General features: G+C 59.0%; 27 protein-coding genes. 19 read left to right on the top strand and 8 right to left on the bottom strand.

Annotation, left to right across the window (positions count from 1 at the left end; genetic code table 11):
- Positions 1–2: 2 nt before the first annotated feature.
- The 3 genes from IOD40_RS03690 to IOD40_RS03680 are packed head-to-tail and all read left to right on the top strand — an operon-like array spanning position 3 to position 3,597.
- A complete protein-coding gene (locus IOD40_RS03690; protein ID WP_198474468.1) occupies positions 3–1,280 on the top strand; it encodes a polysaccharide biosynthesis protein in 1,278 nt (425 codons plus the stop codon).
- On the top strand, positions 1,277–2,245 hold the full coding sequence (locus IOD40_RS03685; protein WP_198474466.1) for a glycosyltransferase family 2 protein: 969 nt from the start codon (positions 1,277–1,279) through the stop codon (positions 2,243–2,245). Before IOD40_RS03690 ends, IOD40_RS03685 begins: the two co-directional genes overlap by 4 nt.
- Complete coding sequence (locus IOD40_RS03680) at positions 2,242–3,597, top strand: O-antigen ligase family protein (RefSeq protein ID WP_198474464.1); 1,356 nt, start codon at positions 2,242–2,244, stop codon at positions 3,595–3,597. The genes IOD40_RS03685 and IOD40_RS03680 overlap by 4 nt, the downstream gene beginning before the upstream one ends.
- Positions 3,598–3,683: 86 nt before the next feature.
- On the opposite strand, the gene IOD40_RS03675 is transcribed toward IOD40_RS03680, so the two are convergent.
- Together IOD40_RS03675 and IOD40_RS03670 are read right to left on the bottom strand one after the other, a co-directional pair.
- Complete coding sequence (locus tag IOD40_RS03675; protein ID WP_198474462.1) at positions 3,684–4,760, bottom strand: NAD-dependent epimerase/dehydratase family protein; 1,077 nt, start codon at positions 4,758–4,760, stop codon at positions 3,684–3,686.
- A gap of 9 nt (positions 4,761–4,769) precedes the next feature.
- Positions 4,770–5,765, bottom strand: a complete 996-nt coding sequence (locus tag IOD40_RS03670) for a UDP-glucuronic acid decarboxylase family protein (RefSeq protein ID WP_198474461.1) — start codon at positions 5,763–5,765, stop codon at positions 4,770–4,772.
- A gap of 541 nt (positions 5,766–6,306) precedes the next feature.
- On the opposite strand from IOD40_RS03670, the gene IOD40_RS03665 reads away from it, so the two are divergent.
- Positions 6,307–7,005, top strand: coding sequence for a helix-turn-helix transcriptional regulator (locus tag IOD40_RS03665; RefSeq protein ID WP_198474460.1), 699 nt, complete (start codon positions 6,307–6,309; stop codon positions 7,003–7,005).
- Positions 7,006–7,035: 30 nt separating this feature from the next.
- The gene (locus IOD40_RS03660; RefSeq protein ID WP_198474459.1) at positions 7,036–7,773 is read left to right on the top strand and encodes a helix-turn-helix transcriptional regulator; all 738 of its coding nucleotides are present in this window, start codon (positions 7,036–7,038) and stop codon (positions 7,771–7,773) included.
- 28 nt (positions 7,774–7,801) lie between these two features.
- On the opposite strand, the gene IOD40_RS03655 is transcribed toward IOD40_RS03660, so the two are convergent.
- The 6 genes from IOD40_RS03655 to motA form a co-directional block, all read right to left on the bottom strand.
- Positions 7,802–8,242: a hypothetical protein gene (locus IOD40_RS03655; protein WP_198474457.1), complete on the bottom strand. Its 441-nt coding sequence runs from the start codon at positions 8,240–8,242 to the stop codon at positions 7,802–7,804.
- Positions 8,239–9,327 carry a flagellar biosynthesis protein FlhB gene (flhB, locus tag IOD40_RS03650; RefSeq protein ID WP_198474455.1) on the bottom strand — a complete coding sequence of 363 codons (1,089 nt, stop codon included), beginning with the start codon at positions 9,325–9,327 and terminating at the stop codon, positions 8,239–8,241. The genes IOD40_RS03655 and flhB overlap by 4 nt, the downstream gene beginning before the upstream one ends.
- 113 nt (positions 9,328–9,440) lie before the next feature.
- Positions 9,441–10,451, bottom strand: a complete 1,011-nt coding sequence (locus tag IOD40_RS03645; protein WP_198474453.1) for a FliG C-terminal domain-containing protein — start codon at positions 10,449–10,451, stop codon at positions 9,441–9,443.
- Between the two features lie 43 nt (positions 10,452–10,494).
- Entirely contained in the window at positions 10,495–10,947 is a 453-nt protein-coding gene (fliN, locus tag IOD40_RS03640; protein WP_198474450.1) for a flagellar motor switch protein FliN, read from the bottom strand.
- A 35-nt stretch (positions 10,948–10,982) separates the two neighbouring features.
- Positions 10,983–11,927, bottom strand: a complete 945-nt coding sequence (locus IOD40_RS03635; protein ID WP_198475301.1) for a FliM/FliN family flagellar motor switch protein — start codon at positions 11,925–11,927, stop codon at positions 10,983–10,985.
- Positions 11,928–11,950: 23 nt separating this feature from the next.
- Positions 11,951–12,823: a flagellar motor stator protein MotA gene (gene motA / locus IOD40_RS03630; protein ID WP_198474448.1), complete on the bottom strand. Its 873-nt coding sequence runs from the start codon at positions 12,821–12,823 to the stop codon at positions 11,951–11,953.
- Positions 12,824–12,977: 154 nt separating this feature from the next.
- Here motA and IOD40_RS03625 point away from each other — a divergent pair, with 154 nt between their 5' ends.
- The 14 genes from IOD40_RS03625 to fliP all read left to right on the top strand — a co-directional run bounded on the left by IOD40_RS03625 (position 12,978) and on the right by fliP (position 22,998).
- The gene (locus IOD40_RS03625; protein WP_198474446.1) at positions 12,978–14,099 is read left to right on the top strand and encodes a DUF1217 domain-containing protein; all 1,122 of its coding nucleotides are present in this window, start codon (positions 12,978–12,980) and stop codon (positions 14,097–14,099) included.
- Between the two features lie 9 nt (positions 14,100–14,108).
- Positions 14,109–14,831 (top strand): flagellar basal-body rod protein FlgF, encoded by a 723-nt coding sequence (flgF, locus tag IOD40_RS03620; RefSeq protein ID WP_198474444.1) that lies wholly within the window; start codon positions 14,109–14,111, stop codon positions 14,829–14,831.
- 5 nt (positions 14,832–14,836) lie between these two features.
- Entirely contained in the window at positions 14,837–16,228 is a 1,392-nt protein-coding gene (gene fliI / locus IOD40_RS03615) for a flagellar protein export ATPase FliI (RefSeq protein WP_198474442.1), read from the top strand.
- Positions 16,212–16,787, top strand: a complete 576-nt coding sequence (locus tag IOD40_RS03610) for a hypothetical protein (RefSeq protein ID WP_198474440.1) — start codon at positions 16,212–16,214, stop codon at positions 16,785–16,787. The genes fliI and IOD40_RS03610 overlap by 17 nt, the downstream gene beginning before the upstream one ends.
- A 72-nt stretch (positions 16,788–16,859) precedes the next feature.
- On the top strand, positions 16,860–17,240 hold the full coding sequence (flgB, locus tag IOD40_RS03605) for a flagellar basal body rod protein FlgB (protein ID WP_198474438.1): 381 nt from the start codon (positions 16,860–16,862) through the stop codon (positions 17,238–17,240).
- A gap of 5 nt (positions 17,241–17,245) precedes the next feature.
- On the top strand, positions 17,246–17,662 hold the full coding sequence (flgC, locus tag IOD40_RS03600; protein WP_198474436.1) for a flagellar basal body rod protein FlgC: 417 nt from the start codon (positions 17,246–17,248) through the stop codon (positions 17,660–17,662).
- On the top strand, positions 17,662–17,985 hold the full coding sequence (locus IOD40_RS03595) for a flagellar hook-basal body complex protein FliE (protein WP_198474434.1): 324 nt from the start codon (positions 17,662–17,664) through the stop codon (positions 17,983–17,985). Before flgC ends, IOD40_RS03595 begins: the two co-directional genes overlap by 1 nt.
- Before the next feature lie 11 nt (positions 17,986–17,996).
- Positions 17,997–18,803 carry a flagellar basal-body rod protein FlgG gene (gene flgG / locus IOD40_RS03590; RefSeq protein ID WP_198474432.1) on the top strand — a complete coding sequence of 269 codons (807 nt, stop codon included), beginning with the start codon at positions 17,997–17,999 and terminating at the stop codon, positions 18,801–18,803.
- Positions 18,804–18,808: 5 nt separating this feature from the next.
- A complete protein-coding gene (gene flgA / locus IOD40_RS03585; protein ID WP_233713833.1) occupies positions 18,809–19,282 on the top strand; it encodes a flagellar basal body P-ring formation chaperone FlgA in 474 nt (157 codons plus the stop codon).
- Positions 19,279–20,487 carry a flagellar basal body P-ring protein FlgI gene (locus IOD40_RS03580; RefSeq protein ID WP_198474430.1) on the top strand — a complete coding sequence of 403 codons (1,209 nt, stop codon included), beginning with the start codon at positions 19,279–19,281 and terminating at the stop codon, positions 20,485–20,487. The genes flgA and IOD40_RS03580 overlap by 4 nt, the downstream gene beginning before the upstream one ends.
- A gap of 42 nt (positions 20,488–20,529) precedes the next feature.
- Complete coding sequence (locus IOD40_RS03575; protein ID WP_198475297.1) at positions 20,530–21,042, top strand: MotE family protein; 513 nt, start codon at positions 20,530–20,532, stop codon at positions 21,040–21,042.
- Positions 21,039–21,761: a flagellar basal body L-ring protein FlgH gene (gene flgH, locus IOD40_RS03570; protein WP_198474428.1), complete on the top strand. Its 723-nt coding sequence runs from the start codon at positions 21,039–21,041 to the stop codon at positions 21,759–21,761. Before IOD40_RS03575 ends, flgH begins: the two co-directional genes overlap by 4 nt.
- An 11-nt stretch (positions 21,762–21,772) precedes the next feature.
- Positions 21,773–22,261 (top strand): flagellar basal body-associated FliL family protein, encoded by a 489-nt coding sequence (locus tag IOD40_RS03565; RefSeq protein WP_198474426.1) that lies wholly within the window; start codon positions 21,773–21,775, stop codon positions 22,259–22,261.
- Complete coding sequence (gene fliP / locus IOD40_RS03560) at positions 22,258–22,998, top strand: flagellar type III secretion system pore protein FliP (RefSeq protein ID WP_198474424.1); 741 nt, start codon at positions 22,258–22,260, stop codon at positions 22,996–22,998. The genes IOD40_RS03565 and fliP overlap by 4 nt, the downstream gene beginning before the upstream one ends.
- Positions 22,999–23,073: the final 75 nt, after the last annotated feature.

The raw sequence follows: 23,073 nt of genomic DNA, 5'->3' as shown, positions 1-23,073 counted from the left end.
ATATGGCAAGCACCCAGCTCGACATTCCCCGCAAGAAGGCCACGCCGGACGGTCCGTTCGGCGTGGGTGCGGTCGCGCTGTCATTCCTCGACCAGGGGCTGCACAGCCTTGCGTCCCTGATCCTCTCCGCCGTGTTGATCGTGGGAACAGACCCCGCGACCTTTGGGCGGTTCGCACTCATTTCCGGCTGCACACTCATCGCCGCGAGCCTCCACTATGGCGCGATAGGAATTCCGCTTCTGGTGCATGTCCGACAAACGGCTGATGCCCAGCGCCTCGAGAAAATCGCCATCCTACACGCGGTTGATCTACGTTTCAGGCTCGCAAGCGCGCTCATCATCGCCGCAGTCGGGTTTTGGGCGTCGGGTGATGTGGTGACTGCGGCAGCGGGCGCGGCATTTTCCGCTGCATGGCTCGCGCGCGAGACACGGCGTAATTTGTTCTATCTTGAGGCTGACGTCGTATCTGCAGCCAGGCTCGGAGCAGCAAGTTTCGTTCTGCTGCTGATCTCTTACTCGGTCCTTTTCTATATCAGTCGAACTGAAACGGCTGCGCTTTTAGCTTCTGCTCTTTCCACCTCAATCGCTCTCTGGATGTTCCGCGGTCAGTCGGCAGAGCCAGCCCCAAGAGGGAATATTCTCGGGCTCTATCATTCTGCCTTTCCGGGAGCCGGCTGGTCGGTAATCAACTCCGCAACGAACGAGGCGCAGACCCGATTGCACGTGCTGACCATCCCGCTGTTCCGAAGCGTCGATCAGCTTGGCCTCGTCGAGGCAGGTCGCATTCTCTGGGCTCCGCTCCAACTTCTGGGTTCTGCGTGGCAGCGTATCGCACAACCTCGCATTGCAGGACTTGTCCAAGCCGGAGAAGTTGAAGAGGCGAAGTGGCTTACGGGCGCGGGCATCGGCCTGATGGTGGCCGCAACGTCGATCTGGGCCGGCGCGGTCTGCCTATTCTGGCCGCTGATCGAGAACCGGTTTTACTCGCAGTTCCCGCACATCGGATTGCTCGTTGCCGGGTGGGGAGCCGTGAGCCTCCTCATATTGAGCAACTGGTCCCTGGTGGTCTTCTTGAACGCTCATCACCGCTTCAGGACAGTTGCGATGATCGGCATGGCGGCTGCGGCATCGACCGCGTTTCTCCTGGCGGTGCTGGCTTTCGGCTTCGACATCTCAGCCGCGCTCGTGGTGATGGCGACGGTACAGATTGGCGTTCTGATCTCGTTTCTGATCGTTGGACTGCGCGGCTCCGACATGCAGGTCGGAAGATCCCGATCATGATGTTCTCGATCATCATCCCAACGCACAACAGCAATGACACGTTGCGGATCGCGTTACGCTCCTGCCTCAATCAAACCAATGGCGATTTCGAAATCATCGTCATCGATGACGCGTCGAATGAGCCGGCAGCAATCGTATGCGCAGATCTGGAAGACAGGCGGATCACGTGCCTGACCAACCCGACCAATCTGGGAGCATCGACCTCCCGCAATCGCGGCCTCGACACGGCGCGCGGCGATTACATCGTGTTTCTCGATGCCGACGACATCTATCTTCCTCACAAGCTGGAAGTTCTGGCACGCACGATCCAGCGAGAGCAACCGGGCGTCCTGCTCCATCGGCAATTCCGCCTTCATGGAAAGAGTGATGGGCGCATTTCATGGTCCGAGCTTCCGGCGCGCCGGTGGGATGGACAAACCCCATTGGAGGAATTCACCTTCCGTGGCGGCGACTACTACAACATCAACGTCTTGTGCGTCAGCCGCCTCATCCTCCAGAACGTCCGGTTTCGGCCCGAGATCCGCATGCTGGAGGATCAGGCCTTTGTGTACGACTGCCTCCGCGCGGCCCAACACATTGCGGTTCTGGACGATCTCCTGGCCGTCTACGTCGATGACAGCCGGAGTTCGCGCGCATCCAGACGCTATCGTTCGCGGCAAGACTTCCTAGCGTTTCAGCGCTACGCCCGGCAGCATTTAACATCGCGGGGCCAAGCGCTGATCAACGCGGCCATCGCCTCAGAACTGAGTGCGTTCACCCATCCGGTCTTGGTACCTTTCGCTCTATTTCGAGGAATGCAGGCGGGAATGCCTCTTGGCCGCTCCACCTTTTACGCCTTCCGCTCAATCGTTGGGTTGCCGCTTGCCAACAAAGTTCTGAGCACACTGCGTGCAGCCAAGTCTAAACCGCGCGCTCCCGAGTGGCTGGACCTTTTAGAGCCGCTGGAAGAGGGCATCGAGCGATGAACACGCGCTCCCCAACCCTTCTTGCGCGCCTCGAACGACACGCGGCTGTGCGGCAGGTATCGGTCGCACTTCAAGATTCGCTGGCCCGTCTTGGCGGACAGTTGGGGTCGCTGATCCCCGCGATGATGCTGGGTTACGTCCTTATCGTCTGGCCGCTTGCCTTTGGTGGCGGAGAGTATTCTCCGCTTGAGCTGCAGATGGGTTGGATGGCGCCCCTTCCGGCAGATGCGGGGGAGCGCTCGCCGCTGAAGATGATCGCCTATCCACTGCTCTTCATGCTGGCTTTGGTCTGCAGCCTGTCGACTGGATCATACCGGCGCCTACCAATCGACAATCTGGGGATGGCGGCCGCCGCTGTCATCCTTGTTCTGGCAGTAGCTTCCGCGGCGTGGAGCCTCTTTCCCAAGCTGACCCTCATGCGAGGAGTACTGCTCTGCATCATCACGACGACGCTGATCCTTGCTGTCTATTCAGCTCACTCCTTTCACGTGATGATGCGAGCGCTTCTGGTCGTGATGATCGCGGTGACGGTCCTGAACCTCATCTCGGTTCTGACACAGCCCGCAGGGCCGATCGGCCACACCGGGATTTTCCCACAAAAGAATGTGTTTGGTTGGGTGTCGGGCGTCCTCCTGTTCGTTGGTCTCTATCATGTGACCTTCGGTGGACTGTTACAGCGCTGCATCGCCGTGATGATGATCGCGGCTGCGCCACTTTTCCTCGTCTTGTCCCAATCCAAGACGTCACTCGGCCTTGCGATCCTGGCCCCCACCATTGGACTTGTATTACTTTATGCTGCCAGGCGCATGAGGCTGTCGCCCGCTCTACTGGTAGCCGTCGGCGTTGGTCTGGCTACGCTGATCTTTTTCATCGGCGCCGGCAGTGGCGCGTGGACCTTCAAGTCGCTCAACGCGTCTCTGCTTGGAGATGCAACCCTGACCGGACGCACGGACCTCTGGGAATTTGCGACCAGGCTGATCGACAGGCAGCCTTGGCTCGGGCACGGTTATGAAGCCATCTGGGGCACCGGCTATGACGGCATACCGTATCGCGAAACGCTCGGCTTCGCCCGCGTCTCGCCGACCGGCCACAATGGCTACATCGATATGCTTCTCCATCTCGGCCTGCTGGGCTTTGCCCTGAAAACCGCGTTTCTGATTGCTGCCTTGTCTGCTGCCGGGCGTCTGGCCCAGGTGGATGGGCGGCTGGGATGGCTCACCCTGACGATCTTCGCTTTCATCCTGATGCACAACAATCTGGAGTCCGACATATTCATCTCGTCGAACCCGCTCTGGATGTTGATGGTGCTTTTCTTCGCTGTAGCTATCCGCAGTTCATCCGCCGCACGGTAAATTCTGCCGCACACGCAAAAGAAAGGGCGCGACGGTAACCGCCACGCCCTCTCCCGCCCCCCGGCTTTAACTGCTAGATCGCTGCCTCAGCCTACCTCGAGCCATCGCCGATAATTCGCAGCGTAAATCTCCTCCAGGATCGATGCGACGTCATGACGGATCGTCCATTGCGGGAAATGCGCACGGAAGCGGCGGGTGTCCGAAACCCACCAGATGTGATCGCCAGCGCGGTTTTGTTCGCTGTAGGTCCAGTTGAGGTTTTGGCCCGTGATCTGTTCGCAGATCTCGATCGCCTCCAGCATCGAGCAGTTGCAATCGCGGCCACCACCGATGTTGTAGACTTCGCCGGAGCGTGGCTCCTCGTAGAACGCCCAGAACGCGTCGATAAGGTCGGCGCTGTGGATGTTGTCCCGGACCTGTTTCCCTTCATAACCAAACACGGTGTAGGGCTTCCCGGTCGCGGCACACTTCATCAGATAAGCTAGGAAACCGTGCAACTGCGTACCGCTGTGTGAAGGGCCGGTCAGGCAACCACCACGGAAACAGGCGGTCTTGAGCCCAAAATATCGGCCATACTCCTGCACCAGGACATCGGCTGCGACCTTGGATGCCCCAAAAAGCGAGTGCATCGAGCCATCGATGGACATCGTTTCATCAATCCCCTGCTGGAAATACGGGTGGTCGGATGCGACTTCCCAGCGCTGGTCCAGTTCTTCAAGCGGTAGCCTGTTGGGCGTGTCGCCATACACCTTGTTGGTGGACGTGAAAATGAACGGAGCGTGGGGACAGTATCTGCGCGTCAGCTCAAGAAGGTTCAGCGTTCCGTTCGCATTAATCGTGAAGTCCGCATGCGGATCGCGCGCTGCCCAATCGTGAGACGGCTGGGCCGCCGTATGGACTATGAGTGAAATCACACTCTCGTAGGTACGAAAAACCTCTTCAAGCGCTGCACTGTCTCGGATGTCGATGCTGGCATGCACGTAGTTCGGCAGATCCTGGATCAGCCTCTCGCGGTTCCAGGCCGTCGATGCGTCAGCGCCAAAAAGCTGCGCGCGCATGTCATTGTCTATGCCGACAACACGAAAGCCGCGCGCAGAGAAGAAACGCGCGGCCTCCGAGCCTATCAACCCGGCCGAACCGGTGATCAGGACTACCTTATTCATCGACTTTACCTATTCTGCAGCAACCCTGCGCTGCGCCGACCGCATCAGAATGCCCTCAAAATGCTCGATCGTTTTCATCAGCCCGTCGCGCAGGTCGACCGCGGGCTTCCAGTCGAGAAGCGCCTGTGCTTTCGAGATGTCCGGGCGACGTTGCATCGGGTCATCCTGAGGCAGCGGCTTATGCACGATGCTTGAGCGTGAACCGGTCAGCTCGATAACAAGTGACGCGAGCTGGTTGATGGTGATTTCCTGCGGATTGCCGATATTAACCGCAGAGCCGTCGCTTTCCGGCGCGTCCATCACCCGCGTCATCGCTTCAAGCAGATCATCCACGTAGCAGAAGCTGCGCGTGTGCGATCCATCGCCATAAACCGTGATCGGCTGCCCCGTCAGCGCTTGCATGATGAAGTTGGAGACCACTCGCCCGTCTTCCGGGAGCATGCGCGGCCCGTAGGTATTGAAGATCCGCACCACCCGCGCATCGACGCCGTGAAGGTTGCGGTAGCAATAGAACAATGTCTCGGCGACACGCTTGCCTTCGTCGTAACAGGCACGAGGTCCCATTGTGTTGACGTTGCCAAGATACCCCTCGTGCTGCGGGGAGATCGTCGGATCGCCATAAACCTCGCTCGTCGAGGTTTGCAGGATCTTCGCACGTGTGCGCTTGGCAAGGCCCAGCATGTTGAGTGCACCGTTGACCGACGTCTTTACGGTATGGATTGGGTCAAACTGGTAATGCACCGGGCTCGCAGGGCAGGCCAGATTGTAGATCTCATCGATCTCGCAAAAGAGCGGGACCGTTACGTCGTGGCGCAGAAACTCGAACCGCGGATGGCTCCGCAAATGCTCGATGTTCGACCGTGAACCGGAGAAAAGGCTATCAACCGCAACGATCTCCACGTCAGGGTCCGACGCAAGCAGGCGATCGCACAAATGTGAGCCAAGGAACCCGGCGGCGCCGGTAACGAGGATGCGCCTTGGCGTCTTGGTATTGAATCCGGACATAACTGCTCCAGTGACTAGATGAGTTCCTGTTCCCCTCACCTCTCGAAGCATGAAGCGTGCCAACCCGGAATCCGGCGATGCGGGTATCAGGTGCTCCATCTCAGATGCCCGCCGCACCAAAAGTGCACCGCTTTGGCACAATGGCGGTTCGACTAGCCTGTCAGCGTGCTGTGCCGTTGAGAAACGTCATCTTTTCGGGCGACGCGCCCTTCAAGAATCTTGACGCGAATCAAATAGATAAATACAAAATTAACTATAGGCGGGCTTGAGCGTTTGGGGTGATTCGTAGCTGAAGGTTTCTAATGGAACCTTCGCGTCTCTATTGATTCAGCGTAACGTTCTCGCCTGATTTCGGCTTCCGTTGCCGATGTCTGCAGGCAGTTTCTCCTGTCGCCAATCGTTCGTTTTGTCCCGTATCCGCGTCTGCATGACAGCCCGCGCTCGCGCGTGGCTGCAGCTGGATTCGTTTGCGTCTCACCGCCTCCTCCAACCTGGAGGGGCAAGGTCAACCCGGTCGGCAGAATGCCATGGAACCGATCAGATGACTTATGCAGCCACGCTTGTTGAGTCACGCACTGCGACAGCACCGGTGACATCGCGAACCGGACTCGCGCGCTTCATGCGCCGCATCTGCAGCGAGATCGGTGCGCAACGCTACATGCTGGTTCAGCCATCGGTTGAGCGCGGGCCGAAATCCGTGAGCATCATCACCTCCAACTGGATCTTCGACGCGCTTGAGGACCTCGGAAGCGAGGGAATTGCACGAATATTGGAAAGCGGGATCGCTGCGGGAGCGGGTATGCGCAGCCGCGCCCTCCTCGCAGCAGGCGCGAGCTTCTTGACGACTGAAGACCGCCGCGCCCTGCGCGACCATGGACACATTGAAACCCACTGCCGCCGGCTGGTGGCAGATGGAACCACCGTCTACGCCCTGTTCTCTAGCGAAACATCTGGCGAGATCGACGGCGACGCTCTTTCGCGCATTCACATGAAGTGCTGCTACGCCCTGGTTCAGTTCTTCGCTGCAACCGGTGGCCGAGCTTCTGCGGATCCATTGTCAGAACGCGAACGCGAATGCCTGATGTGGGTGTCGGAAGGCAAGACCACAGATGAGGTAGCACTAATCCTGGGAGTCTCCTCCAACACCGTTAACAGCTACATCGCTCACGCGATTCAAAAGTTTGGAGCGAGCAACCGCGCAATGGCGATAGCTACGGCAATCCGAAGCGGAATCATCTGAATTTTTGGTCCTTGGGGCCAGGCAGGGGGAATGAACCAGATGGTCAGCGCGAAATTCACGGACCAGACGCCAGAACTGTCGCACGACCGCGATGAGATCGGCTCGCTCGTCGAGGCAGTAGATTTGTGCCACGACCTTGCGGAGAAACTCGGCGCCGAAGGCTTCACCCTCCTGTTTGCCGCCGCTCAGGGCGATGCGCGCCGGCTGGTGCCTCTGTTTGACGAAACATTCCCTGGCATATCCTCGCTGACCCGTGCGCTGACTGGCCCTGATACTGCGAACTTCGGGCGGCAGGTGAGCACCACAACATGCCCGATGTGGTGGCGCGCAAAAGGCGCGGCCAGCTTCCTGGACGCCAGCGCGAGAGTCTGGAGCATCGAAGCTGTGCCTCCGGTAACCGGCAGCTCCATCATCATCTTCCCGGTGTCCAGTGACGGCCGACGCAATGGCGCAATCGTCTTTGCCGGCAACGACATGTCGATTGACGAGGACACGCTGTGCGAGGCGCATGCTGCGTGCTTCGAAATCTTCGCACAGGTGGCTCAGCTGCGGAAACAGGACGGCAACACCCAACGTCCAATGTCGAAGCGGGAGCTTGAATGCCTGCGACTGACGGCAAATGGCCTCACCAGCGATGAGATCGCAACCGCACTGGGCTTGTCCGTTCACACCGCCAATCAGTACCTGACCAATTCGACGCAGAAGCTAAACGCGGTGAACAGGATCCACGCGGTCGCCAAGGCGCTGCGTTGCGGGATGATTGCCTAACGCGCTCGCCAGCCGCAACGCAACTCGACTAGTCGAAGGCCGGTAGCGGCACGCTCTTGCGCATCCGCGCACCTTCAAGCGCATCTTTCAGGAACTGGTTATTCTCCTCCGGATCGTCCGAAGGATTGTCAAACCAGACGTAGTGGACTTCGATGGACGCGAGCTCATCGGTCAAGGTGAGCGCGAAATAGATCGTTACACCCTGCGGTCGCAATTCGAGATCGAGGATGATCCGAGGCGCGTTTTCCCAAGTGACAATGGCATCACCACCATGTCCCAGCTTAAGCGTTCCAGGCTGAAAATAAAGCTCGGCTGCAGCATCAACCAGATCGGCCACGCTGGCGAAGCGCTCGAGCCGGATGTAAGCGATATAGTCTCCCACATCGACCATGCGCAGCTCGCTGACGACATCCGCAATGGCGTCGGCGACGATTATCTCGCGGGCTGAAGAATGAAGCTGACGGTTCATTGCGCCACCTGACCAGTCCTGGAGTCCTTGTTTGCGTAAAGCAGCCGCACAAGTTCGGCCACCGCCTGATAAAACTGAGGCGGGATCACACTACTCACTGAAACTTGATCGTACATGGAGCGGGCGAGCGAAACGTCCTCAAAAACCGGAATTTCGTGCGCTTCGGCGATTTCACGTATTTTGAGCGCAATCAAATCCTGCCCCTTGGCGACGACAACAGGTGCAGCCGTTTCATCGCGCACGTAACGCAGCGCGATCGCATAGTGGGTCGGATTGGCAATGACCAGCGTCGCCTTGGGCACCTCGGCCATCATTCGCTGACGAGCACGATCACGCTGAAGCGAGCGCAGCCGCGACCGCATGATCGGGTCGCCCTCCGACTGCTTCATCTCATCCTTCACTTCCTGCTTGGTCATCCGCAGGTCGCGACGCCAGTGAAATCGGGTCCAAACCACGTCGATCAGCGCGATCACGACCATGATGGCGGTGATCGACACGAGGATTTCGATTGCCATTTCGCGAATGACCGCACCGAATGCCTCGGGCTGAGTAATCATGCCTGAGAGCAGTCGAGTCTGCGCCTCCCCCAGCCCCAGCGCCAGAACAGTGCCTGCCAGCGTCAGCTTTCCAAGCGACTTCGCAAATTCAGCAAGACCTTTCGCACCGTAGAGCCTGCTCCACCCGCCTTTGAGAGAAACGCGCGAGAATTTGGGCTGCACACGATCCAGCACCATTCTCGGCATGTTCTGGAAAATCGATGCAGAGAGGCCGAACAGGATCAAAAGCGCCATCAGACCGGCCAGAAGTTTGGCGATCTCCAGGAAGATATGGCGGTAAAGAAGGATCGCGTCATGCTCCGTCGCGAGCGACCACGCCTCGGGCCTTTCGATGAACATCGACAGGAACGTGCTGAGTTTCACCGCTCCGGGCTGAGCCAGAAAGATTGTAAAAACCAGGATTGCAAGGAAGGAGGCAACGACCGGCACCTCCCTGGCAAAGGGAAGCTGACCTTTCTCGACAGCATCACGGATTTTCTTTTCCGTGGCCTCTTCTGTTTTGCTGTCTTTATCCGGTTCGTCGGTCACGACGCAGCCTCGTCAGACGGAAATGAAGGCATTGATTGTGCTGCACGTCCGACGCCACCACACATTGGCGCGCTGAATCGCAACTCCCGGCATCAGAACCGGGAAGTGTGTCGCTAGGCAGCGTTCTGCATCGCAGGCAGATCGATGACGCCATTCGCAGCGAGGCTGATCGCCATGCCAGAAATACGCTTGCGGGCAGCGGCGACTTCCGCAGGTGTCGCAGCATCTGACGGCACCGACAGTTCGGCCTCAATCATACGGCGCGCCCGCGCCCCGAGAGAGGAAAGGACGGCTTCGACAAGTTCGGCCGGCGCGTCACGAAGTGCCAGCGTAACCGCTTCCGCTGAAATCCCGTCGAAAAGTGTAATCCGGGATTTGATGTCGAGGAGGACGATATCGTCAAAGGTAAAGAGCCGCGCCTTGACCTCATCGACCCCCTCGATGCCCGTCGCCTCAAGGTCGGATACGATTTCGTCCAGGACACTCTTGTCGAGCTCGTTGAGAAGGCTCGCAACCTTGGCCTGCCCGGTTGAGGCATCCTTGCTGCGTCCATCAGCGGTGAGACGAATGCGAAGCTGGTTCTCCACCAACTGCTTCGCTGCAGGCTGAACGGTCGTCATCGCAAGCATGCGCTTGAGAATCTCCGCACGCTCTCTCTTGTCGAAAATAAGCAGCGCGTTCGCGGCAGGTTCCGAGTCGAGATTGGCAAACACCATCGCAATGGTCTGCGGATGCTCCTCCTTGATCAGGGCATGCAGACGCTCTGCGGAAAGCTCGGCAAGCTCGGGCCAGATCGGCAGTGCTTCCTGGCTCATCAGAGATGGCTTGCCCCACCCCATCAGCGCACTGATCTCTTCAGCGGAAAGCGACTCGTTGATGATAGTGTCCATCTGATCAGCGGAATCGAGAAGACCCGCACCTTCAGTGAACTCTTCCTCAAACTCCGCGACGATGTTCTCAAGCTCACTTTGCGGAATCGTCCGCAATTGGCGCGCCGCTTCGATCAAAGCCTTCAGCTCTTCGTGCTTGAAAAAGCGCAAAAGCCTGCCAGCTGATGGCTTGCCCATGGCAACCAGCACAGCGGCAGCTTTCTGAGCCTTTGTCAGCTTGCCCTCAAGGCTCATTCCCAACCCATTCCCCGATTCGTCACTTTAGAGAATATACCGCTTATCCTGGCTTGGCAGTCTCAATGATCTGCGTCAGCTTGATACCAAAGCGAGAAGGATCGTGCTCAAGCACCGTGATCTCGCCACAGGCGATACGACGCCCGTTGACAACAACATCCACAGCCTCGCCGACGCGCCGGTTCAACGCGACTGTAGAGCCCTTCTGCAGAGCCATAAGCTCCGAAACTGCCATCTCCGTACTTCCAAGGACGATCTGAACGTCCACCGGAATATCCATGATGATGCTAGCATTTGCAGGCTGCGGCTCTGTCGCCGGCTTTGGACTGTCCACAGGTTCTTCGTCGTGAAGAACTCCACGGAGCTCTTCTATAGCCTTGTTGAGCTCGAGTTCCTGCGGATCGGTCGAGGCGTCACCGCCAAGCGCGCTGAAATCGAAAGCGTCTGAACTTCCCAGATCACCCAGATTCGCAAAGTCCGGATTCGTTGTGCTCATGTTCTTCTCCTACCGGCTGGATGCCGTCGGCCATTTTACTGCTTGGCTGGTACCAGCCCGGCCATAAATTCCTTGCCCGCATCATAGGGCTCAGTGATCTGTACGGTGTAGTTCTGCCCTAACCGGCCAAATTCACAGGTGAACAGCGGCTTTCGGCGCGCCGAAAGCTTGGTACTGGTCGGTGCATTTTCTGACATCTCGATCACCTGCCCGACAAACATGCGTGAAATGTCGCCGAGGGTCATCCGTGCCAGCGGCACCGTGGCCACCAGCTTGACCGAGGAACGCATCACTTCTTCACCGAAACGCTCGCGCCAGACTTCGCCGGGCTGCTCTTGCTCGGCCACCGCGGCGGAAGCATCGCCTCGGTGAAGAAGCAGAACGCGCTGCGGCATCATCACGGTGAAACGTCCCTCGCCGGATGGAGCCATCAGGGTGAAGGAGATGCGCACTGCCGGTCCATCACGAATTACCAGCTTGCGCAGATCCTTGCCTGAGATCGCCGACTGCATCGGAAACTTGATCGAGAGCGCCCGGACGCCCGACCCGTTCAGAGCCTTGGCAGCCGCCTCGAAAACGACGGAAGCCAGGTCGAGTTCGATCGTCGTCAGCGGACGCTCGATCGGCGAAACCGGCAATTCCGGATTGCCCCCGAACAATGCGCTGACCAGCAACGCGATCGCGTCCGAATCCGCAATAAGCATCAGCGCGTCAGGTGACGTCGCGGACGACGCAACCACGAGCGCATCATTGTCGACACCAGCCCTTCGCGCGTCAGCCATACGGGCCAACGACACTTCCTCCATCTCGATCTCGATGGGATAGGACACCTGCTCGTTGAGGCTCTCGCGAATAGCCGGCAAGGCCCGAAGGCCAAGCGAACGCGCCGACTTTATCAGATGATCGGGCTCGCCCATCGCGCCGATAAGGCGCTCGACAATCGGGCTGCGAGGTGCGGCTGTTTCGTTGCCGGTGATCATGACTTCATGCGCTCCGCCGGTCATCACGCTGCGGTTCGCTGATCAAGCGCCAGAAGCGTGCTTTGCTCCACCGCATCGATCGACGGCCTATCATAGGCGGAGATCGTCTTCCGACCAAATTCAAGAGCAACCTGTGGTAGCGAGCCATTCATGTATGCCAACAACGTCTGCTTCACGATGATGTAGAGCCGGTTCTTCTTGTCGCGGACAAGCTTCACCTTCTGCGCAATCGGGCCGACGACAGCATAGTTGAGAAAAATACCAAGAAACGTGCCCACCAACGCCGCGCCAACGAGACCACCCAGAATTTCTGGCGACTGATCGATGGCCCCCATCGCCTTGATGACCCCAAGCACTGCCGCACAGATTCCCAAGGCAGGAAACGCATCGGCGAGAACAACCAGAGCGTTGTAGGATTTCAGCTTGTCATGCTTGATGGTGTGTATCTCTTCATCCATCAGCGCCTCGATTTCGAAGGGCCTGGCGTTGCCAATGATGATGATCCGGCAATAGTCACAGATGAAGTTGGTGAGGTCCTTATTGGCGAGAACCAGGGGATATGCCTGAAAGATCGAGGATTCTTCGGCGTTGTCGATGTGGGCTTCGACCTCGTTACGAGACTTCGTGCGCAGCTCGCGCATCAGGCTATGCAGAACGCCAAGCGTCTCCAGATAGTGCTGCTGGGTAGGAACGTCCTGACGGAATGCTTCCATCATCGCCCGACCGGTGTCCTTAACGATGGCCATGGGATTGGCGATCAGAAAGGCGCCCAGTCCGGCACCGCCGATGATCACAAGCTCCCAAGGCTGAAACAAGACGGCGAGATGGCCGCCCATCGCCATGTAGCCACCAAGGACGCAGCCGAAAATGACTACAAAACCAATCAGTATGCCCACAGTCGCACCCTCTGCTGCTCCATAGCCATGTTCAGTAGCGGCTATGGCTTGCGCGAGGCTTGAAAGGCACTCCTAAATACGCCCGATTACGTTCAGCTTCGCGCAAGCATTTGGGGCTAGGCTTGCTGGGTCCATTCATATGCTGGGGGCGCGCGTGGTCAGCACATTTACGAGTTACAAGCTAATTACCCGCGACATCGACAAGTCGATTCAGCGTATCGAGAAGCAGCCTATCGTCAAGCGCGACTCCGAATACTTTCTGGCGAACATCGGAAATGTGAAGTCGGTGGACGAGTTCGTCGACAATACGCGTCTCTTCAACTACGCGATGAAGGCCTTCAACCTTCAGGACATGGCCTACGCCAAGGCGTTCATGAAGAAAGCCTTGAATGAAGGCGTTTCCGACCCGGGCAGCTTCGCCAACAAGCTGACCGACAAGCGTTATGCCGAGTTCGTCAAAGCGTTCAATTTCGAAGCACACGGCGAAGAGGCCACCACCTACAACGCTGCGCGCGATGCCACGATTTCCAACTATGTCGCACGTGCGACCGGCAACGGCACGTTTCCCGAGACCGAGACCGCGAAGCAGGAAACCGCTTATTTCAGGGAGAACATCGGCAACGTCAAAGCGATCGATGACCTTCTGTCCGATGCCCGCCTGCTGAACTACACTCTGCGCGCATACCGGCTTGAAGATGCCGGTCTGAGCCGCGAGCAGTTGCATTCCATCTTGTCCGGCGGAGTGAGCGACCCGGACAGCCCCGCGAACAAGCACAAGGATGAGAACGTCAAAAAGCTAGCGGCTGCCTTTGATTTCAGCAGCCACGGCGAAAGCACGACCACCTTCGTCGCTGCGCAGGATCTGACAGTTTCCAAATACGCCCGCCAGACCCTTGAGGAAAACGCCGGTATGGAGAATGAAGGCGTCCGTCTGGCGCTTTATTTCTCCCGAAAGGTGTCGGAGATTAAGTCATTCTACTCGATCCTTGGCGATCCAGCGCTCGCCGAAGTTGTTCGCACCGCCCTTGGACTACCCGCTGCCATCGCACAGGCTGATGTCGACCAGCAGGTCAAGATGCTGGAGAAGAAACTCGACATCAAGGATTTCCAGGACCCTGAAAAGCTCGAGAAATTCCTGACGCGTTTTACTTCCATGTGGGAGATTGCGAACCCGTCAGTGACGCCTCAGTCACTTGCATTGAACCTCTTCTCCCCACCCGCGCAATTCGGCATATCCGCCAACACCTTGTTCGCAATTGCGTCGCTCAAACGATAGGACTTCGCCTTGGAGAACGGACTTTACGTTGCCCTGTCCTCGCAGGTCGCACTTGAAAAGCGGCTGAACACGATCGCGGACAACGTCGCCAATGTGAGCACGGTCGGCTACCGCGCGACGGGCGTGAAATTCGAGGATGTGTTGAGTGGGCTCGGCGACAAGTCGGTCGCCTTCGTCTCCTCTGGTGAAACCTATTTGTCCACGCAAACTGGCGGAATGCGGCAGACGGGCAACCCCTTCGATTTCGCTGTCCAAGGAGATGCCTGGTTCGCGTTTCAGTCGCCCGAAGGGCCTATCATGACCCGCGACGGCCGCTTCACGATGTTGCCCACCGGAGAACTGGTGACGCTGGAAGGCTACCCCGTCCTGGATCCGGGTGGTGCTCCGATCCTGCTCAACCCGCTCGCCGGTGCACCCGATGCCTCCGCAGACGGTACACTGCATCAGAACGGTGAACTGGTTGCTGCCATCGGATTGTTCGAGTTCGAGCCGGGCCTGGATTTCACCCGTTTCGGCAATTCCGGTGTCGTTCCATGGGGCCCGCCTGTGCCGATCGTTGATCGGATCGACGTTGGGGTCGCCCAGGGCTTCGTTGAGGATTCCAACGTAAATCCGGTCATGGAGATCACGCGCCTCATCCAGGTGCAGCGCGCCTTCGAGCAGGTGTCAGCCCTCCTGCGCGATAGCGAATCCGCGCTCGACCAGGCGATTTCCACGCTCGGCCCAAGGTAGTATGAATGGACGCGGACGCACCTTCGCCTGAGGCAGAAGACAACGGCAACACCCCGTTGCACGCGCTGGAGCGCGCCATGTCACGGTTCAGCAACGACCGGATGCTCCTGCGCACTGGCGGCCGCATCGACGAAATCTCACCGAGCCACTATCGCGTTCGCGGCATCTCAGGCGCCGCTCGCTTGGGCGATGTGGTTGATCACCGATCAAATTCCGGCCCTCGCTCGGGCGAAATCGTCCGGATCTCTCCCGACGACGTCCTCGTCGCGCCGTACGAAACCAACCCGGACGCCGGTATCGGCGATGCCGTTTTCATCAAGACGACGCGGGCGGCTGCCCCGCACGCCAGCTGGCGCGGACGGGTAATCAATGCGCTCGGCAAGCCGGTCGATGGAAAGGGTGCGCTGATAGCCGGCAAGGAAGAGCGGCCCTCCACCCCTCCCCCCGCGCTTGCACGTCAGCGTGTTGAGACCGGTTTCAGCACCGGCGTTCGTGTCATCGACATTTTCACGCCCATCTGCTTTGGCCAGCGCCTTGGCATCTTTGCTGGTTCGGGCGTCGGCAAATCAACGCTCCTCGCAATGCTCGCCAGCGCAGACGCCTTCGACACGGTCGTCGTTGCACTCGTGGGAGAGCGCGGCCGCGAGGTGCGCGAATTCCTCGAAGACACGATCGGTCCGGAGAGCCTGAAAAAGACCGTAGCCGTCGTCGCAACGAGCGATGAGAGCGCGATGATGCGCAAGCGCGCGCCGGAAATGGCGATGCGGGTCGCCGAACATTTCCGCGACCAGGGTGACCGCGTCCTCCTGGTATTGGATTCGATCACGCGCTTTGCTCACGCCCTTCGTGAAGCGGCGATCGGCATCGGCGAGCCTCCAGTCGCACGAGGCTATCCTGCCTCTGTCTTCACTGATCTTCCAAAGCTTCTGGAGCGTGCAGGTCCTGGAACCGATGGCAATGGCTCGATCACCGCAATCTTGTCGGTATTGGTCGATGGCGATGACCATAACGATCCGGTCGCTGACTCCATTCGCGGAATTCTCGACGGCCACATCGTCCTGAGCCGCAAGATCGGCGAACAAGGCCGCTTTCCAGCAGTCGATCCGCTGGCGTCAATCTCGCGGCTGGCGCCAAAGGCTTGGACGAAAGAGCAGCGCGTGCTTGTATCAAAGCTGCGCAGCCTGATTGCCCGATTTGAAGATACGCGCGACATCCGGCTGCTGGGTGCCTACCAGCCCGGTGCGGATCCGGATCTTGACCTCGCAGTCAAGCAGGTTCCGCTCATCTATGAGGCGCTGACCCAATCACCACAGGACGGCTCTTCCGCCGATCCGTTTGCAGATCTCGCACGCCACCTGAGAAGCAGGGAAAGAGTTGCTGATGAGCCTGTTGAGTAAACTGAAATTCTCGCGAGGCGCTCGAAAGAACGCCGACGCAACGAGCGAGATTTCGTTGTCCAAGCCGAAATATGACCGTGTCGATATCATGATCGGCGCGTTTGGCATCGGTCTTGGCCTCACCTGCGCAACCTTCCCGTGGTACATCTTTTTCAATCAGGAAAAGTTTGGTGTGCGCGAGTTTGCCTTCTCGCACAAGGGAAGCGGTCCGAGCTACACGTCGCCTGGCATCGCTTTCACGCCCATCGGCAAGCCCTTCACCTCGGAAGAGCTACCCCAGATGGATCTCGACTTCTTTCCGACAGCAACCGTCAGAGCAGAGGCCCAAAAGGCTGTCGCCGTTCCGGTGGAAGACCAACCTTATCCGGCTGAGAAGATCCGGTACGACCTGGTACATGTTGCAAACGGTCGGGCGCTGATCAAGGATGAGGACGGTCTTTGGGTTGTCCAGCCGGGCTCCCAGCTTCCCGATGCGAGCCGCGTGGTTTCTATTGAGAAGCGATCCGGACAATGGGTGCTCGTGAACTCGGAAGAAAGCGTACTCGACCTCACCCGCTAGCAAGCTGGCTTCTGCGCAAGGTCCGCGCAAGAATGCCTGTCTAATGTGACGCTACTCATCGAAGGAGTAGCGATGCAGCCCGTTAATCTGTTCGAACTGGCGTCTCAGAAGGCAAGCTGGCTTGCCGTGCGCCAGACCGCCGTCTCAAGCAATATCGCCAACGCGAATACGCCTGGCTATGCCGCTGTTGACGTACAGCCTTTCGAGGCCGTGCTGGACCAGAAGACCGTGGCGATGCGCGCAACGCACGTGAATCATCTGCCAGCAACGAACTCGGGCGCGGGTTTCTCCGTAAGCCAGGCCAACGACAGCGTTCCGATCATGCCGTCCGGCAATACCGTTACGCTTGAAACCGAGTTGATGAAATCTGGTGAAGTTCGCCGCGACATGGAGCTGAACACAGCCATCGTGAAGGCCTTCCACCGCATGCTGCTCATGACCACGAGAGGTTGATCAGAATGGATCCGCTCGTATCTTCCCTTAAAGTCGCTGCGTCAGGGCTTAGCGCCCAATCCGAACGCCTCCGGGTTGTGTCGGAGAACATGGCGAACGCCCAGTCCACCGGCGACTTTCCAGGCGCCGATCCCTACCAGCGCAAGACCATCACCTTCAACGCCGAGCTCGATCGCCTCACCGGCGCCCGAACTGTTGAAGTGTCATCGATCTCGAATGATCCGTCCGCCTATCGCATCGAATACATGCTTGGCCATGAGGCTGCAGACGAGTTTGGCTACGTGAAGATGCCAAACGTCAATATCCTCATCGAGATGGCGGATATGCGCGAAGCGAACCGGAGCTACGAGGCGAACCTGCAGTCGATCAAGCAGGCGCGTGAGTTGATCTCCATGACCATCGACCTGATGAGGAACCAGTAATGATCCCGGCGCTCACCTCGGTCGGCAAGACCGGTCCCGCATCTGCCCTCGATGGCATGGCGAACATCACAGGTCCTGCTTCCAAGGCACCAGATGTCACTCCTGAAGTAAGCTTTGCATCAGCGCTTGCAGCTGCGACCGATAATGCAGTCTCCACGCTGCGCGGGGCGGAGACGCTTTCGCTTAAAGCGCTCCAGGGGGACGTGAACACGCGTGAGGTTGTTGATGCCGTGATGAATGCCGAGCAGACGCTCCAGGCTGCAATCGCCATCCGCGACAAGATCGTCAGTTCCTATCTCGAAATCAGCCGTATGGCGATCTGAGGAAGCTGATCATGAAAGCACTCGCAATCGCCGCCACCGGCATGAATGCACAACAGACAAATCTTGATGTGATTGCGAATAACATCGCGAACATCAATACGACTGGTTACAAGCGCACCCGCGCCGAGTTTACCGACCTCCTCTATCAGGTTGAGCGCTCGCAGGGCGTGCCCAGCCGCGCCAACCAGAACATGGTTCCAGAAGGGGCACATGTGGGCCTCGGCGTGAAGCTCTCGGCCATTCGCGCCGTCCACACTCAAGGCACGTTGAACCAGACCGGCAACCGCTACGACGTCGCGCTCGCCGGCAATGGCTGGTTCCGTATCCAGGGTGCAGACGGCGAAGAGCTTTACACCCGTTCTGGTGCCTTCAACACCAACGATGAAGGCGTTCTCGTTACCGCGAGCGGCAACACGGTCATCAGTGACGGCGGCGAAATTGTCATCGACGAAGACGCGATCACGGTCTCAGTCAACAAGTCCGGCCAAGTCTACCAGTCCACCGTCAACGGTGAAGGCAATCTGGTCGACGAACTTGTCGGGCAGCTTGCGCTTGCGACCTTCGTGAACGAAGCCGGCCTCGATCCCCTCGGCGACAATCTCTTCCGTGCAACCGCCGCTTCAGGCGACGCCACTTTGGGCTTTGCCGGTGAGATCGGATTCGGCTCCATCGAACATGGCTATCTGGAAGCGTCGAATGTCGATCCGGTGAAGGAAATCACCGAAATGATCACGGCGCAGCGCGCATATGAAATGAATTCGAAGGTCATCAAGGCAGCCGACGAGATGGCGTCCGTTATCACGCAGGGAATTCGATAGGTTTCATGATGCGCCCCCCCAGGTGGAAGCAACTTGTTGCCATCGCACTGCTGTTCGTCGCAGCCGCAAGTTCTGCTGCGCATGCGCAGCAGCAGATGGTCGTGGTGCCCACAAGGATCATCTATCCCGGCGACGTCATCACACCGGAAGCCATCGATTCGGTCCCCTTGCGTCGCAAGCTCAGGGATCCATCTGCCATCATCTATCGCTACGACGACCTTGGCGGGAAAGTTGCGCGCCGCACGCTTCTTCCCGGCCGTCTCATCCCCGTCGGCTCTGTCAGAGACGCATGGCTGGTTGAACGCGGCTCAACTGTCCAAGCCCTGTTCCAACATGGATCGCTGGAAATCACCGTCTCCGGCGTTCCGCTTGAAAATGGCTCCGTCGGCGATCTGATCCGTGTGCGCAACATCGACACTGGCGTCGTCTTCACCGGCATTGTCCTGGCTGATGGATCCGTAAAGGTTACCGCATCATGAGGCGCGCATTTGCTGCAATAGTAGCCCTTGCCCTCGCAATTGCCGCGCCGGTCAGCGCAGATGAGCAGATGCCAGGCGGACAGACGCCTCCTGGAGAGCTGTTCGGTGGCGCGGCCTATGGCGGGGTGCGCAGCTTCGACAGTCTTTCAGGCCAGAATTTCGTCAGATCGCGGGTCAAGGACATCGCGACGCTACAAAGCTCGCGTGACAACCAACTCGTCGGCTACGGCCTGGTCATTGGCTTGCAGGGCACGGGCGATGGCCTGCGGAACTCGCCCTTCACCGAGCAGTCGATGCGCGCCATGCTGGAAAACCTCGGCATATCGACCGAAGGTGGCCAATCTCGCGCGCGGAACGTCGCTGCGGTCATCGTAACTGCAAACCTGCCGCCCTTCGTACTGCCCGGCACCCGCATCGACGTGACGGTCTCCTCAATGGGTGACGCAACATCGCTCCAGGGCGGTACGCTCATCATGACTCCCCTGCGTGCACCCGATGGTGAGATCTACGCGGTTGCTCAGGGATCTGTGATCGTCTCCGGCTTCACGGCACAAGGTGAGGCAGAGTCGGTAACGCAGGGCGTACCGACCGGCGGCCGCGTGCCCAACGGTGCTATCGTTGAGCGTGAAGTGCCGGCGTCCTTCAATAGCGATACTGCCCTCACCCTACAGCTCCGCAATCCCGATTTCTCGACCGCAGTTCGTGTCACCGACGCGATCAACAACTACGCAATGAACCGCTTCGGTCGCCGCGTCGCCCAGGAGCAGGATGCACGCACCGTTACAATCCAGCGACCAAGCGGCATCTCTGCCGCCCGGTTTTACGCCGAGCTCGAGAACATCGTCGTCGAGGCGGATGCACCGGCACGCGTGGTCGTCGACGAGCGCACAGGCACGATAGTGATCGGCTCGCAGGTCCGGATTTCGCGGGTGGCCATCAGCCACGGCACCATGACCGTCCGCATCAGCGAAATGCCGCGCGTCGTTCAGCCCGATCCGTTCTCAAAGGGCGAGACCGCAGTCGAGCCATTCACGGAAATCGACATCAACCAGCCCGACGCTCGTGTCGCGACGCTTGACGGCCCTGACCTCGATACTCTCGTGTCTGGACTTAATCGTCTTGGCGTCAAGCCTGACAGCATCATCGCCATCTTGCAGGGCATCAAGACTGCAGGCGCGCTCCAGGCCGAACTGGTCGTGCAGTAGGAGATGCCATTGAAACTCGTTCCCCTCGCCGCGAGCTTCCAGATGATCAGGCACTCCCTGCTGGCTACCGCAATTCTGTCCGCGGCGTCCTTTGCAAGCCTCCCCGCCAGCGCGGAGACGGCTGATCCGTTGGTCGGAAACCCTGTCATCACCGAAATGGACGATGACGTGCGACGGTTCTGCTCGAACATTGCCGATGCTGCACGCGACCGCCGCTACGCACTTCAGCGCGCCGAGCTGGAAACACTGCAAAAGGAAGTTGATGCGCGCATCGCCCTGCTTGAAGAGCGGCGCGCCGAGTACGAGGAATGGCTTCAGCGCCGCAACGACTTCCTTGAGAAGGCCGAGAACAATCTCGTGGAAATCTACTCGCGCATGCGCCCTGATGCAGCGGCGGAGCGCCTTGCACAGGTTCACATGGAACTCGCCGCGGCGATCCTCATGAAGCTGGAGACGCGCAAGGCGGGAGTCATCCTCAACGAGATGGACACCAAGGCCGCCGCTTCCCTCACATCCATCATGGCCAGCGCAACCCGCAGGCAGGACCCGTCATGACAACAAGAACACGCCCCGTCGTCCCGCTCATGGCGTTGTCCGCTCTCCTTGCCCTCGCCGGATGCATGACACCACCCGAAGAAATCAACCGCATCCCGCAGCTGTCTCCGGTCGGGTATGGCGTCGGCGATCCCAAATCTGTCTATACCTACCCTGAGCCCGCTAAGGCCCATACGCGGCGCTACTCGTTGTGGGATGATCGGCAGTCGAAGTTCTTTACCGACGCACGCGCACTGCGCGCAGGTGACATCCTGACGGTCGAAATCCGCATCAACGACCGCGCACGGTTCCGCAACGAGAACCAGCGAGAGCGTACCGCGACCCGTGGCCTTGGCCTGGGCGCCAGCGTCTCAAGCTGGCCATGGACCAGTGCGCCTGGTTCGGCTGAGTTCAACGTTGAGTCTGACACCGCCACCAAGGGCAGCGGTACGACCAACCGCTCGGAAGAGATGCGGCTGCAGATCGCGGCCGTCGTCACCTACGTGCTTCCGAACGGCAACCTTGTGATCAACGGCTCGCAGGAAGTTCTGGTCAACGCCGAAATGCGTGTCCTGACCATCAGCGGCATCGTCCGCCCCTCGGATATCGGAGCGGCCAACACGGTCTCTTACGAACGCATCGCGGAAGCCCGGATCTCATATGGTGGCCGTGGCCGCATTTCCGAGGTGCAGCAACCGCCCTACGGCCAGCAATTGCTGGACAACGTTCTGCCTTTCTAACGGAACGGGACATGGCAATTTTTGACGACACCCAACCCGAAAAGAAGGAGCCATCGCTCCTTCTTCAGCTTGCCTTGCTGGCGGGCCTGACGATCGTTGCCGGTGGCATCGGTTGGGGGTCGGGTCTTTACCTCTCGGGTGAAGCTCCGCGTCCTTCCACCGCGATCGAGCCGGTCACGGCGGCTGAGGAGATCAACCTCGCCGAAGCTAACGACAGCCTTGGCGTGGTCCAGCTCGAGCCGATCATGACCAACCTGTCCGGCCCATCCGGCACCTGGGTGCGCATGGAAATGTCGCTAGTTTTCGAAGGAAAGCCCGACATCCGGATCGCGCAGATCGTGCAGCAGGACATCCTCGCCTATTTGCGCACCGTCAAGGTTTATCAAGTGGAAGGCGCCAGCGGCTTCCAGCACCTGAAATTTGATCTCGAAGAGCGTGCTTCCATCCGCAGCGGCGGCAGGGTCAAGCAGCTTCTCGTCCGGACACTGCTTTTCGAATGATCCGTCACGCCCTTACGACACTCGCGCTCCTGATCGCAGCGGCAACGCCTGCGGCAGCCCAGCAGCTGAACCTCGGTGGCATCACCGAGCAGCTTGAGGGCCAGACGATCGGGACCATCATCCAGATGTTCGGCCTGCTGACGATCCTGTCGCTGGCGCCGGGCATCCTGATCATGGTGACGAGTTTCACCCGCTTCATCATCGTCTTCTCGATCCTGCGCTCGGGCATGGGTCTGGCTTCGACGCCTGCCAACCTCATTCTGATCAGCCTGTCGCTGTTCATGACGTTCTACGTCATGGCCCCGACCTTCGACCGCGCCTGGAACGAAGGCGTTCAGCCACTCGTTGCCAACGAGATCGGCGAGGCCGAGGCGTTGGAGCGTATCTCCGACCCGTTCCGCGACTTCATGGTCGCCAATGTCCGCGACAAGGATTTCGACCTTTTCGCAGATCTTGCCCGCGAGCGCGGACAAACCGACATTTCCGTCGAGAACGCTGATTTGCGCGTCCTGATCCCGGCCTTCATGATCTCCGAAATCCGCCGCGGCTTCGAGATCGGCTTCCTGATCGTCCTGCCCTTCCTCGTCATCGACCTGATCGTCGCGACGATCACCATGTCGATGGGCATGATGATGCTGTCCCCCCTCGTCGTCTCCCTCCCCTTCAAGATCCTGTTCTTCGTGCTGATCGACGGCTGGAACCTCCTGGTGGGAAGCCTGGTGAGGTCCTTCGTGTAGGAAGGCCCAAGGCCGGTCTTTCGGCGCATTATACCTTTGGTAGGAATTGGAGCGTTATGACTCGTCTTGCGTGAC

Source organism: Aquamicrobium zhengzhouense, assembly GCF_016124105.1.
GTDB classification, from domain to species: Bacteria; Pseudomonadota; Alphaproteobacteria; order Rhizobiales; family Rhizobiaceae; genus Aerobium; species Aerobium zhengzhouense.
The sequence above is the reverse complement of the archived record's forward strand: the minus strand, read 5'-3'. Positions and strand labels throughout refer to the sequence as shown.